General features: G+C 66.0%; 11 protein-coding genes and 2 pseudogenes. 7 read left to right on the forward strand and 6 right to left on the reverse strand.

Annotated features, from left to right (window positions below; genetic code table 11):
• Both RMO40_RS11350 and RMO40_RS11355 read right to left on the reverse strand, forming a co-directional pair.
• On the reverse strand, positions 1–691 hold a 691-nt coding region (locus RMO40_RS11350; RefSeq protein ID WP_309720788.1), incomplete at its 3' end, for an SPFH domain-containing protein.
• A gap of 126 nt (positions 692–817) precedes the next feature.
• Positions 818–1,351, reverse strand: a complete 534-nt coding sequence (locus RMO40_RS11355; protein ID WP_309720792.1) for an FxDxF family PEP-CTERM protein — start codon at positions 1,349–1,351, stop codon at positions 818–820.
• Positions 1,352–1,605: 254 nt separating this feature from the next.
• Between RMO40_RS11355 and RMO40_RS11360 the strand changes: the two genes are divergently transcribed.
• Complete coding sequence (locus tag RMO40_RS11360) at positions 1,606–2,823, forward strand: FAD-dependent monooxygenase (RefSeq protein ID WP_309720796.1); 1,218 nt, start codon at positions 1,606–1,608, stop codon at positions 2,821–2,823.
• A 6-nt stretch (positions 2,824–2,829) separates the two neighbouring features.
• Here RMO40_RS11360 and RMO40_RS11365 read toward each other — a convergent pair whose 3' ends face one another.
• The gene (locus tag RMO40_RS11365) at positions 2,830–3,630 is read right to left on the reverse strand and encodes a carbon-nitrogen hydrolase family protein (RefSeq protein ID WP_309720799.1); all 801 of its coding nucleotides are present in this window, start codon (positions 3,628–3,630) and stop codon (positions 2,830–2,832) included.
• 119 nt (positions 3,631–3,749) lie between these two features.
• Between RMO40_RS11365 and glnE the strand changes: the two genes are divergently transcribed.
• From glnE to RMO40_RS11380, 3 genes are read left to right on the forward strand one after another with little or no spacing between them, the layout of a single operon-like run.
• Positions 3,750–6,488, forward strand: a complete 2,739-nt coding sequence (glnE, locus tag RMO40_RS11370) for a bifunctional [glutamate--ammonia ligase]-adenylyl-L-tyrosine phosphorylase/[glutamate--ammonia-ligase] adenylyltransferase (protein ID WP_309720802.1) — start codon at positions 3,750–3,752, stop codon at positions 6,486–6,488.
• Positions 6,461–7,102, forward strand: coding sequence for a rhombosortase (rrtA, locus tag RMO40_RS11375; protein WP_309720806.1), 642 nt, complete (start codon positions 6,461–6,463; stop codon positions 7,100–7,102). Before glnE ends, rrtA begins: the two co-directional genes overlap by 28 nt.
• Positions 7,095–7,988, forward strand: coding sequence for an EamA family transporter (locus RMO40_RS11380; RefSeq protein WP_309720809.1), 894 nt, complete (start codon positions 7,095–7,097; stop codon positions 7,986–7,988). The genes rrtA and RMO40_RS11380 overlap by 8 nt, the downstream gene beginning before the upstream one ends.
• Here the strand turns inward: RMO40_RS11380 and rfaE2 are convergent.
• Positions 7,985–8,461 (reverse strand): D-glycero-beta-D-manno-heptose 1-phosphate adenylyltransferase, encoded by a 477-nt coding sequence (gene rfaE2 / locus RMO40_RS11385; protein WP_309720811.1) that lies wholly within the window; start codon positions 8,459–8,461, stop codon positions 7,985–7,987. The two genes, RMO40_RS11380 and rfaE2, sit on opposite strands and share 4 nt — an antisense overlap.
• Before the next feature lie 82 nt (positions 8,462–8,543).
• Here rfaE2 and RMO40_RS11390 point away from each other — a divergent pair, with 82 nt between their 5' ends.
• Complete coding sequence (locus RMO40_RS11390; protein WP_309720814.1) at positions 8,544–9,185, forward strand: glutathione S-transferase N-terminal domain-containing protein; 642 nt, start codon at positions 8,544–8,546, stop codon at positions 9,183–9,185.
• 66 nt (positions 9,186–9,251) lie between these two features.
• On the opposite strand, the gene RMO40_RS11395 is transcribed toward RMO40_RS11390, so the two are convergent.
• On the reverse strand, positions 9,252–10,127 hold the full coding sequence (locus RMO40_RS11395) for a ferritin-like domain-containing protein (RefSeq protein WP_309720817.1): 876 nt from the start codon (positions 10,125–10,127) through the stop codon (positions 9,252–9,254).
• A gap of 175 nt (positions 10,128–10,302) precedes the next feature.
• Between RMO40_RS11395 and RMO40_RS11400 the strand changes: the two genes are divergently transcribed.
• Together RMO40_RS11400 and RMO40_RS11405 are read left to right on the forward strand one after the other, a co-directional pair.
• Positions 10,303–10,857: a glutathione peroxidase gene (locus tag RMO40_RS11400; protein WP_489660144.1), complete on the forward strand. Its 555-nt coding sequence runs from the start codon at positions 10,303–10,305 to the stop codon at positions 10,855–10,857.
• A gap of 265 nt (positions 10,858–11,122) precedes the next feature.
• Positions 11,123–11,641 (forward strand): annotated as a pseudogene (locus RMO40_RS11405) (FAD-dependent oxidoreductase); the annotation flags it as partial.
• Here the strand turns inward: RMO40_RS11405 and RMO40_RS11410 are convergent.
• Positions 11,635–11,976 (reverse strand): annotated as a pseudogene (locus RMO40_RS11410) (NAD/FAD-binding protein); the annotation flags it as partial. The pseudogenes RMO40_RS11405 and RMO40_RS11410 overlap by 7 nt on opposite strands.

Consider the following 11,976-nt stretch of genomic DNA (forward strand, 5'->3'; position numbering starts at 1 on the left):
TCTGGTCCAGGATCTTCTGCAGGTCCTCGGGCAGGCTCACGTTCTGCATCGTCACGCTGTGCAGCACCAGGCCCAGCTTGGCGAACTCGGGCGCTGTGGCGTCGAGCAGCTGCTTTGCAAACTCCACCTGGTTGGCCGCCAGGTCCAGGAAGGCCGTGCCGCTGCTGGCGACGGCGTCGCTGATGTGCTGCAGCATCAGGCCGCGCAGTTGCCCGTCGAGCTCGGCCGTCGTGTAGCGCTCGCGCGTGCCGGAGATCTGGCTGTGGAAGGCCTTGGCGTCCTTGAGGCGGTAGGCGTAGTTGCCAAAGGCGCGCAGGCGCACGGCACCGAAGTCCTTGTCGCGGATGGTCACCGGTTGGGTCGTGCCCCAGCGCTGGTCGATCTGCTGGCGCGTGCTGAAGAAGTACACATCGCTCTTGAACGGGCTCTGGAACAGCTTGTCCCAGTTCTTCAAGTAGGTGAGCACCGGCAGCGTCTGGGTTGTCAGCTTGTACATGCCGGGGCCGAACACGTCGGCCACCTTGCCTTCGTTGACGAAGACGGCCATCTGCGACTCGCGCACGGTGAGCGAGCCGCCGTACTGGATTTCGTTGCCCGCCATCGGGTAGCGCCAGGCGAGCACACCGTCGCCGGACTCCGTCCACTCCAGAATGTCGATGAACTGTTTCTTGATGAAATCCATCAGGCCCATGTCAGTCTCCTGTGAAGAGGCTGTTGATGATAGGGGCAGACGCTGCGCCGACGCACGTTCCAGAAACGACAAAGGCGAACCGGAGTTCGCCTTTGAATTGCTGCCCGTGAAGGGCCGCTGACAGCTTCAGGCCTGGTTGCGACGTCGCACCACCGAGCCCACCGCGATCAAGCCCAGGGCCAACATCGCGTAGGTCTTGGGTTCGGGCACCGGTGCGGCAATCGCGGTGCCGGCCATGGTGGCAAACGCCCCTGCATAACCGACCGTGCCACCACCGAACAGACCACCGTCACGGCCGGTCACGTCACCGATGACGACGAACTGGTATGCACCAGCCAGCAGGTTGCTGAAGCTGAAGCTCGATGCCGAGGTGTCGTTGATCGAATGCGCCAGGCTGCCGCCCGAGAGGGTGATCGAGGTCAGATCGATGTTGCGACGCACCGAGCCGTCGAACTCGAGCGTGAAGCCAAACGAGTCTGCCGGGCCGTTCAGCGTGAAGTTGTAGCAGTCTTCAAACCTCTGGGTGGAGCCGAAGCTGTTGCCGATGACGCGCAGGGCGGGGGGGCCCATCACGCCCAGGTTGAAGGTGTCGGTGCACGCGGCCATGGCCGGAGCTCCTGTCACCAACGCCAGCAGCACGGCCAGCGACTTGAATTTCATGGGATCTCCTCGGGGAATTGGGTGCGTTGAAAACGCGTAACTCAATGTGCCACGCAGCGTGTTTGGCGTCCTGTTTCAGGCCCCCCGATTCACGGGGCAAAACATCTGTTTTCGCCCCCCTCGATCGGGTGGGGTGTCAGCTTGCACTTTGGCCTGATGGGTCATCGTCCGTGACAAAGCTCTCACCGCATGCCAAATCGGGCCGTTTAGGCACAAAGCACAGCACGCCCGTGCACCTGGGTATGCTTTGCGCCATGACCGAGTTCCCGCACACGTTTCGTCTGGCCATCGTCGGCGCCGGCCCGGTCGGCCTGAGCCTTGCGCTCCATGCCTCAAGGGCCCTGCCTCACGCACACATCAGCCTGTTCGACAGCCGCGCGTTGGCACAAGACGTGTCGGGCGACCCACGCACGCTCGCCCTGTCGCTCGGCAGCGTGCAGTTACTCCAGCGCCTGGGCGCATGGCAGGCCGATGCGGCGCAGCCCATCCTCGCGGTGCATGTGTCGCAACAAGCGCCGTCGCTGGGGGGGGTGCTGGCCGATGTGATGGGCGAGCCTGAAGTGCGCATCTCGGCGGCTGAGGAGCATGTGCCGCTGCTGGGCGCGGTGCTGAGCTACGGCGCCATCGTGGCGCCACTGCAAGCCACCTGGCTGGTAGCCTGCGAGCGTGAGCCCTCACGCCTCTACACCCGCTTCGGCACACCGGTGCGGGCGATGAAGCCACTTGCCAATGGCGTCGAGATCGACAGCGGCATCGTCGACCCCTTCGACCTCGCGGTGGTGGCTGAGGGCGGTGTGTTCACCACCGAACTGCCGTCGACCCTGGCACAGCCTGCCCGCCCGCCGCTGCGGCGCGACTATGCGCAACACGCCTGGGTCGGCACGGTGCAGCTCGCCAACCCGCGTGCTGGTGTGGCCTATGAGCGCTTCACGCGCCACGGCCCGGCCGCGTTGTTGCCCTTGAAAGAAGGCCGCGCCGCGCTGGTGTGGTGTGTGAACCGCGATGACGACCCGGTGGGCGAGCTGGATGACACCCAACGACTCGCCGTGCTCAACACCTTGTTCCACCCCGAAGTGGGCCGGCTCACGGCGGTGTCGCCGCTCAAACGTTTCGATCTGGGCCTGATTGCCGAACGCACACTGACCCACGGCCGCACGGTGCGCATCGGCAATGCGGCGCAAACCCTGCACCCGGTCGCCGGCCAGGGCCTGAACCTCGGCCTGCGCGATGCCTTCGACCTGGTGCGGGCCTTGTCACGCTCGAGCGACGTCGACAGCGTGCTGCGCAAGCTCGAATGGCAACGTGGCCCCGACCGCTGGGCCATGATTGCCGCCACCGACTTCCTCGCCCGCAGCTTCACCTGGAAGCTGCCCGGCGCAGGCACGGCACGGGGCTTGAGCATGGTGGCGCTGCAAGCGCTGCGGCCGCTCAAGTCGGCGCTGGCGCGGCAGATGATGTACGGCTCGCGCTGAGCCCGGCTAGATCTGCCGGTGTGTGAGCGCCGGCAGCTGTGAGCGCACGGCCGCGATGCGGTCGACATCGAGCTCGGCCATCACCACGCCTTCACCCACCTCACGCAAGGCCTGCACCTCGCCCCAGGGATCGACGATCAGGCTGTGGCCAAAGGTGCGGCGGCCGTTTTCATGCAAGCCACCCTGGGCGGGCGCGATCACGTAACACTGGTTTTCGATCGCGCGGGCGCGCAGCAACACCTCCCAGTGCGCGCGGCCGGTGGTGTGGGTGAAGGCGGCCGGCACGGCCAGCAGGTCGCAAGGCGGGTGCATCAGGCGGCGGTACAGCTCGGGAAAGCGCAGGTCATAACAAATGCTCAGGCCCAGCCGCAGCCCACCCACATCACAGGCCACCGGCGTGGTGCCAGCTTGCAGCACACGCCCTTCGTCATAACTTTCGCGCCCGTTGTCGTAGCGGAACAGGTGAATCTTGTCGTAGCGCGCGGCCAAATGGCCCTCGGGCGAATACACGCAGCAGGCGTTGAACACCCGGTCGGGGCTGCCGGCGCGCAAGGGCAAGGTGCCGCCGATCACCCACACGCCGTGCTCACGCGCCGCCTCGGCCAGCATCTGCTGGATCGGCCCGTCCCCGGGTGTTTCGGCCAGCGCCAGCTTGTCGCTGTCGCGATGGCCCATGAAGCAGAAGTACTCGGGCAGCGCGACCAGTTGGGCACCTTCTTGCGCAGCCTCGGCAATGAGGCGCCGCGCCGTGCCCAGGTTGCGTTCGACGTTCGGGGTTGCGACTGTTTGCAGCGCAGCAATCTGCATGAAAGAACTCCCCGTTCAATGCGTTGTCGCCCCAAGGAGACAGCCGCGGCAGCTTACGCCCTCGCGCAGAGGTGCACCACCGGGCAATGCCAAGGGTTGTGGGGCAAAATCCGCCCGCCATGGGCCCTGAGAACACCACCGTCGGCGCCGACCACAGCCGCTTCGTTCAGCGTGTGCGCCGTCGCTTTTTCGCCGAGCTGCCCTTGCTCGCCCCCGGCCTGCCCGCTCGCGACAGCATCAGCGCGCTGATCGACACCCTCATCGCCAACGGCCGCACGCTCGCAAGCAGCCTGCGTGTCGCCCGCCACCTGGTGCTCGAACGCCTGGCCGTGCTCGACATCGAGCAGGGTGCCGACATGCAAGACATCACCCGTGCGATGACCCAGCTGGCCGAGACCACGCTCGACCTCGCGTTGGCGCAGGCCTTCATCGACCAGGACGCGCGTTACGGCGCCCCGCTCAACGAAGCCGGCGAGCGCATCGACTTCTGGGTCGTGGGCATGGGCAAGCTGGGGGCACACGAGCTCAACGTGTCGTCCGACATCGACCTGATCTACGTCTACGAAGAAGACGGCCAGACCGCCGGGCCCAAGGTGATCAGCGCGCACGAATACTTTGCGCAGGTCGCGCGCAGCCTCTACGCGTTGATCGGCGACAGCACCGACGACGGTTTTGTCTTCCGTGTCGACCTCGCGTTGCGGCCCAACGGCAACTCCGGCCCGCCGGTGGTGAGCCTGGCGATGCTGGAGGAATACTTTCTCGTGCAAGGGCGCGAGTGGGAGCGTTTTGCCTGGCTCAAGAGCCGCGTGGTGGCGCCCTCCGAGAGCGTGAAGAACGGCCGCGCCAAACAACTCAGCGGCACCGTCACGCCCTTTGTCTATCGCCGTTATCTCGACTACGGCGTGTTCGAAGGCCTGCGCCAGTTGCACCGCAAGGTGCGCGAAGAAGCCCAGCGCCGCGCCGCCGGCCGGCCCGAGCGCGCCAACGACGTGAAGCTCTCACGCGGCGGCATCCGCGAGATCGAGTTCATCGTGCAGCTGCTGCAGGTGGTGCGCGGCGGGCAGTTCCCCGAGATGCGCACCCGCCCGACGCTGAAAGCGCTGGAGAAGCTCACGGCCGGTGGCCTGATGAAGCCCGAGAGCGCGCAGCGCCTGGCCGAGGCCTACACCTTCTTGCGCCGAGTCGAACACCGCATCCAGTTCCTCGACGACCAGCAAACGCACGTGCTGCCCACGGTCGATACCGACCTCGGCTGGATCGCCCGCAGCATGGGTTTCACCTGCGACGGCGAGACCTGCGAGCTGCTCAAGCACCTGGGAGAAACGCGCGAGTTCGTGGCGATGGAGTTCGACGCGCTGCTGCACGACGGCCGTGCGCCGGCTGCGACCAACCCCGCCAACGGCGGCTGCAAGACCTGCGGCCCGGCGCCCCAAGCAGTCGACAACGTGGCCTTTCTGGAACGATTGCCGCCCGAGCTGGCCGCGCGTGTGCAGCCCTGGTGCGACCACCCGCGCATCAAGGTGCTGCGTGAAGAAAGCAAGTTGCGCCTGGCCCGCCTGGTCACACGCGCCGCACAGGCCGTGGCCGAAGACGCCTGCACGATGGAGGCCGCCACCCGTTTCATCGACTGGCTGGAGCCGCTGCTGCGGCGTGAGAGTTACCTCGCGCTGCTGGTCGAGCGGCCCGAGGTGCAAAACCGCTTGTTGCGCCTCTTGGGCCTGGCGCGCTGGCCGGCGCAATTCCTGATGCGCCACCCCGGCGTGATCGACGAGCTGGCCGACGAACGCCTGCTGCACGGCCGCTTCGAGCGTGAGAGTTTCATCGCCGACCTCGAAGCGCGCCACGACGCCTGGACCCGCTTCTACCAGGCGGACGAAGAGCTGCTGCTCGACACCTTGCGCCGCGCCCACCACGCCGAGGTCTTCCGCACCCTGGTGCGCGATGTCGAGGGCCACATCACCGTCGAGCAGGTGGCCGACGACCTGTCGGCGCTGGCCGACGCCACCCTGCAGTGCACGATCAACTGGGCCTGGAGCCACCTCAAACAACACCACCGCGAGACGCCGCGTTTTGCCGTCATCGCCTACGGCAAGCTCGGCGGCAAGGAGCTGGGTTACGGCAGTGACCTCGACGTGGTGTTCCTGTTTGACGACGCCGACGAGACCGACCCCTACAACGCCGCCGAGGTCTACGGCGCCTTCGTGCGCAAGCTCATCAACTGGTTGACCACGCGCACCGCCTCGGGCGAGCTGTTCGACATCGACACCGCCTTGCGCCCCAACGGCAACTCGGGCCTCTTGGTCACCTCGCTCAATTCCTACGAGAACTACCAGAAGGGCCGCGGCAGCAACACCGCCTGGACCTGGGAGCACCAGGCCATCACCCGTGCCCGCTTTTGCGCCGGCACGCCCGACCTGGCGCCGCGCTTCGAGGCGGCACGCCGCGCGGTGATCTGCGCCGAGCGCGACCCGGTGGCCTTGCGCACCGAGATCCAGGCGATGCGCGAAAAGGTGCGCGCCGCGCGGCCGGTGAAGGCGGGCCTCTTCGACGTCAAGCACAGCGCAGGCGGCATGATGGACGCCGAGTTTGCCGTGCAGTACCTGGTGCTGGCCCACGGCAAGGCGCACCCCGAGCTGCTCGACAACGTGGGCAACATTGCCCTGCTGCAACGGGCCGTTGCCTGCGGCCTGCTGCCCGCCGATGTGGGCCACGCCGCGGCCGACGCCTACCGCGAGCTGCGCCGTGCGCAGCACAAGGCCCGCCTCGACGAAAAGCCCACCCAGGTCGACCCGGCCAGCGTTGCACCGCAGCGTGACGCGGTGCTGGCCGTGTGGCGGGCCGTGTTCCCTTCGACCTGATGGTGGCCGTCTTGCGCCGCCCGGGCGCTGCCTGGTGTGCGGTGGCGTTGCTTTTGTTGGCAGGCACGCTGTTGTCACTCGTGTCGGGCGCCATCCGTTGGCTGGAATGGCAACCCGAGCAGGCGGCCAGCCAGCCTTGGCGATGGTGGAGCGCCGCCTTCGTGCACTACAGCAACCTGCACCTGATCGGCAACCTCACCGGCCTCACGCTGACTGCCGCCTTCGGTTGGGTGTCACGTGTGCCACTGCGCGCGGCGCTCGCATGGCTCATGGCCTGGCCGCTCACGCACCTGGCCTTCTTGTGGGTGGTGCCCGAGCTGAAACACTACGGCGGTCTCTCGGGTGTGGTGCACGCGGGCGTGGCCATCGTCCTCGCGCACTTGTTCGCCACCGGCACCCGTGGCCAGCGCGCGGTGGCGGCCACCGTGCTCGCCGGCCTGCTGGCCAAGATCGCCACCGAAACGCCCTGGCGCGAAGCCGTGCAACGCCACGACGGCTGGGACATCGGCATTGCGCCGATGGCCCACGTGACCGGTGTGCTCTCGGGCGTCGCCTGCCTGGGGCTGCTGTGGGCCGGGTCGCGGCTGGCCTCACGCAACACGCCCCATGTCTGATCGCAAGACCCATCTCGACTCACTCGCCGTCGTCTCGCTGATCGCCTGCAGCTTCTTGTGGGGCCTGAACCAGGTCGCCGCCAAGGCGGCGCTGGGCGAGGTCTCGCCACTCGTGCAGGCGGCCGTGCGCTCGCTCGGCGGCGTGGTGCTGGTGCTGCTGTGGGCGCGGCTGCGTGGCATTGCGCTGTTTCAGCGTGACGGCACCTTGCCCGGTGGCCTGCTCGCGGGTGCGCTGTTTGCCGCCGAGTTCGCCTGCATCTTCATCGGCCTGCAGTACACGACCGCCTCGCGCATGATCGTGTTCATCTACTTCGCGCCTTTCATCGTGGCGCTGGGCATGCCGTTCATTGCGCATTCCGAGCGTTTGTCGGCGCTGCAAACGGCGGGGCTGGTGTTGGCGTTTGCGGGTGTGGCGAGTGCCTTCGCCGAAGGTTTCACCCAACCGGCGATCGGGCCGACGCAGTGGATCGGTGACGCGCTCGGCGTGATGGCCGCAGGCTTGTGGGCAGCCACCACCTTGAGCATCCGCGCCACCCGGCTCGGCAGCGCATCGCCCGAAAAGACGCTCGCCTACCAGCTCGGCGTGTCGGGTGTGCTGCTGGGCCTGGGCGCGCTCTGGAACGGCGACACCTGGCCGCAGCAGCTGTCGGCGCTCGCCATCGGCTCACTCGCGTTCCAGACCATCATGGTGGTGTTCGCGAGCTATTTGCTGTGGTTCTGGCTGGTGCGCCACTACCCGGCCACGCGGCTGTCGGCGTTCACGCTGCTCACGCCGGTGTTCGGCTTGTTGATGGGGGTGCTGCTGCTGGGTGAGCCGATCACCGCGCGTTTGCTGCTGGCCCTGGCCGGTGTGGCGGTGGGCATGGCGCTGGTGAACAAGCGCTAGCTGCGGATGCGCCTGACCAGCGCCGTGGTCGAGTAACCATCGACAAACGGGATCGAGCGAGCATCGCCGCCCCAGGTGCGCACCAGCTTCGTCTCGGCCAGCGTCTCGATGTCGTAATCGCCGCCCTTCACATACAGGTCGGGTTGCACGAGTTGCAGCAGCTCGACCGGCGTCTGCTCGTCGAAGAGCACGACCAGGCTCACGCTTTCCAGCGCGGCCAGCACGCAGGCGCGGTCGGCTTCGGCATTGAGCGGCCGGTCGGGGCCCTTGCCCAACAGGCGCGCCGACGCATCGCTGTTCAAGCCGATCACCAGACTGCCGCCCAACGCCCGGGCCGCTTCGAGATAGCTCACGTGGCCCCGGTGCAGGATGTCGAACACACCGTTGGTGAACACCATCGGCCGCGGCAGTTTTGCCAGGCGGGCGGGCAGCTCGGTGCGGCTGCACAGCTTGTCGAGAAAGGTCGTCGTCATGGCCCGAATTGTCGCCTGCGCGGCAGCCCCGGCCAACGGCTCGCCCCTAGACTGCGCCGACAACAACCCCTCGGAGACACCCATGATCACGCTGTGCGGTTCCACCATCTCGAACTACTACAACAAGGTCAAGCTCGCGCTGCTCGAAAAGGGCATCCCGTTTACCGAAGAGAAGGTCGGCACTGGCCGCACCGACGACGCGGTGCTGAGCGCCACGCCGCTGGGCAAGATTCCCTTCATCCGCACACCGCAGGGCGCACTGTGCGAGAGCCAGGTCATCCTCGACTACCTCGAAGCCACGCACCCGACACCCGCGCTGATCCCGGCCGACCCCTGGCAGGCGGCCAAGGTGCGCGAGCTCATCACCTTCATCGACGCCTATCTGGAGATGACGGCGCGCCAGCTCTACCCGAAGGCATTTTTCGGCGGTGAGCTGAGCGAAGCCAATGCGGCGCGCATTCGTGGCCAGCTGGAAAAGCAGCTGGCTGCCTTCAAGCGCCTCGCCAAGTTCGCACCCTATGTGGCGGGCGACAGCTTCACCATGGCCGACTGCGCGGCATGGGCCAACCTGCCGCTGGTGACCATGGCAACGAAGGCCGTCTACGGCGAAGACCTGGTGACTGCGGCCGGCATCGACCTCAAGGCCTACACCCAGCTGATCGATGAACGCGCCACGGCGCAGAAGGTCAAGGCCGATCGCAAGGCCGACCAGGCCAAAGCCTGAAGACACAGCCATGAAAAAGGCCCGCAACCGCGGGCCTTTTTTGATGGAGCGGATGGAGCGTGTGGCTCAGGCCGGCAGCGGGCCGGGCGGGTTGCCAGCGGCCACCTTGGCCGCCACCTTCGCCGTCACTTCCTTGCGGAAGCGGTTGAGCTCTTGCACGCTGGCGAAGCTGCGCTCCATCAGCAGGCTCATGTTGTGCAGGATGCGCTCGACGACCTTGGTTTCCCACACCGCGTCGAACTGGATCTGCGTGTCGAGCCACTGCTCCAGCCACTTCGGGTCGGGCAGGCGGCTCTGGATGGTGTCGCGCGGGAACAGCTTTTCGTTCACGTGCAGGTTGGTCGGGTGCAGCGCCTGCGCGGTGCGGCGGGCGCTGGCCATCAGCACACCCACCTTGGCAAAAGCCGCGCGGGCCTCGTCGCCAAACTTCTGCATCGCCCGCTTCATGTAACGCAGGTAGGCGCCACCGTGGCGGGCTTCGTCGCGAGCAAGCGTTTCGTAGATGGCCTTGATGACCGGCTCGGTGTGCCACTCGGCCGCACGGCGGTACCAGTGGTTCAGGCGGATCTCGCCGCAGAAGTGCAGCATCAATGTTTCGAGCGCCGGCGCCGGGTCGAACTCGAAGCGCACTTCGTGCAGCTCGGCTTCGGTGGGGCACAGGTCGGGGCGGAAGCGGCGCAGGTACTCCATCAGCACCAGCGAGTGTTTCTGTTCTTCGAAGAACCACACGCTCATGAACGCGGAGAAGTCGCTGTCGTCGCGGTTGTCGCGCAAGAACATCTCGGTGGCCGGGAGCGCCGACCATTCGGTGATGGCGTTCATCTTGATGGTCTGGGCCTGCTCTTCGGTGAGCTGGCTGCCATCAAATTCGTCCCATGGAATGTCGGTGTCCATGTTCCAGCGCACGGCTTCGAGTTGCTTGAAGAGTTCGGGGTAAAGCATGGTTCAGCCTCGTTGGTTGACCCACTATTTTAGTCGCGCCGTTCGTGACAGTTGGTGGCGCCCCCTGCGGGCGAAAAGGGCATGCACTGGTTTGCATCCGTCGGGCACCCCTGTGCGTAGACCGTCTGAGGGTGCAGGATGGGCGCCCCGTCACTCTCAACCGGGGCACCTAGCCATGACATTGCGTTTGCTGATCTCACTTGCGCTGGCCACCCTGATGGGCGGCGCCCAGGCCGCCGACTGCTCCCCGCTGTTGAACCGCGAGATCCCCCGCCTGCAAGACGAAAAGCCACAGAACCTGTGCCAGTACGCGGGCCGCGTGATCGTGGTCGTCAACACCGCCAGCTTCTGCGGCTTCACACCCCAGTACAAAAGCCTGGAGGCTCTGCACAGCCGCTACGGCGCGCGGGGTCTCACGGTGCTGGGTTTCCCGTCCAACGACTTCTCCCAGGAACCGGGCGACGCCAAAACCATTGCCGACTTTTGCGAAAACACCTACGGCGTAAAGTTCCCGATGTTCATGAAAACCCGGGTGGCCGATTCGGCCGGCGCGCAACGAAGCCCCTTCTTCACGGCGCTCAAGCAGGCCAGCGGCGAGGCGCCGGCCTGGAACTTCCACAAGTACGTGATCGCCCGCGACGGCAAAACGGTGCAGAGCTTTGCCACCCGGGTTGCCCCCGACAGCGCCGATTTCGTGAAAAACGTTGAAAAACTGCTTGATGCAAAATGAAGACTGATGAGTTATATTTCATACCAGTGAGTTCATAAGGGAGACGACGCATGGCAAAAAACACCTACAACTTGAGGGAACTCAAGGCGTGCCAGGGCGTCGAAAGTCTCGTTGGACTAACGTACAGGTCAACACACACCAGTTCTATGCTGCACAGCCGGCCGGTTGATCCGGCTGGAATCCCGGGGCGGTTTTCCTCCTCCCTCCTCCCTCCCTTGTTCCCCCTGGGGCGCTGTGCAGCAATCTTTATTCAGCGGGGCGCGGCTTGAAACGCCGCGTCGCCGTCATCGGGTCGGGCATCTCCGGCCTGTCAGCCGTCTACACGCTGGCGCCTGAGGCGCAGGTCACGCTCTTCGAAGCCGGCGACTACTTCGGCGGCCACACCCACACGGTCGACATCACCCTGGGCGGTGTGACCCACGGCGTGGACACCGGCTTCCTGGTGTTCAACGAACGCACCTACCCCCAGCTGATCCGCTTGTTCGACGAGTTGGGCGTGGAAACCACCGCGTCGGACATGTCGTTTTCGGTCAAGGTGCCCGACATCGGCCTGGAGTGGAGCGGCAGCGACCTCAACACGGTGTTTGCCCAGCGACGCAACCTCGTGCGGCCCGGCTTTTTGCGCATGCTGGCCGACATCCTGCGCTTCAACAAACTCTCCACCCAGCTGGCCGAGCACGGCGCAGAAGCCTCACTGCAGCAACCCATCGGCGACTTTCTGGCCGAGCAGCGTTTCTCGGCCGAGTTCCGCGACTGGTACTTCCTGCCGATGATTGGCAGCATCTGATCGGTCGGGCATGACCAGATGCAGCCGATCATCGGCAGGAAGTACCAGTCGCGGAACTCGGCGGAGAAACGCTGCTCGGCGAGAAAGTCGCCGATGGGTTGCTGCAACGAGGCTTCAGCACCGTGTTCGGCCAGCTGGGTGGTGAGTTTGTTGAAGCGCAGGATGTCGGCGAGCATGCGCAAGAAGCCGGGCCGCACCAGGTTGCGCCGCTGGGCAAACACCGTGTTGAGGTCGCTGCCGCTCCACTCCAGGTCGATGTCGGGCACCTTGACCGAAAACGACATGTCAGACGCCGTAGTCTCGACGCCCAGCTCGCCGAAGAGGCGAATCAG

Origin of the sequence: Rhizobacter sp., assembly GCF_031412075.1 — a bacterium.
Taxonomy (GTDB): domain Bacteria; phylum Pseudomonadota; class Gammaproteobacteria; order Burkholderiales; family Burkholderiaceae_C; genus Rhizobacter.

What these genes read in the sequence shown, in the direction of transcription:
- RMO40_RS11355 (WP_309720792.1), bottom strand. Translation starts at nt 1,351, where the DNA reads ATGAAATTCAAGTCGCTGGCCGTGCTGCTGGCGTTGGTGACAGGAGCT.
- RMO40_RS11360 (WP_309720796.1), top strand. Translation starts at nt 1,606, where the DNA reads ATGACCGAGTTCCCGCACACGTTTCGTCTGGCCATCGTCGGCGCCGGC.
- RMO40_RS11365 (WP_309720799.1), bottom strand. Translation starts at nt 3,630, where the DNA reads ATGCAGATTGCTGCGCTGCAAACAGTCGCAACCCCGAACGTCGAACGC.
- glnE (WP_309720802.1), top strand. Translation starts at nt 3,750, where the DNA reads ATGGGCCCTGAGAACACCACCGTCGGCGCCGACCACAGCCGCTTCGTT.
- RMO40_RS11380 (WP_309720809.1), top strand. Translation starts at nt 7,095, where the DNA reads ATGTCTGATCGCAAGACCCATCTCGACTCACTCGCCGTCGTCTCGCTG.
- rfaE2 (WP_309720811.1), bottom strand. Translation starts at nt 8,461, where the DNA reads ATGACGACGACCTTTCTCGACAAGCTGTGCAGCCGCACCGAGCTGCCC.
- RMO40_RS11390 (WP_309720814.1), top strand. Translation starts at nt 8,544, where the DNA reads ATGATCACGCTGTGCGGTTCCACCATCTCGAACTACTACAACAAGGTC.
- RMO40_RS11395 (WP_309720817.1), bottom strand. Translation starts at nt 10,127, where the DNA reads ATGCTTTACCCCGAACTCTTCAAGCAACTCGAAGCCGTGCGCTGGAAC.
- RMO40_RS11400 (WP_489660144.1), top strand. Translation starts at nt 10,303, where the DNA reads ATGACATTGCGTTTGCTGATCTCACTTGCGCTGGCCACCCTGATGGGC.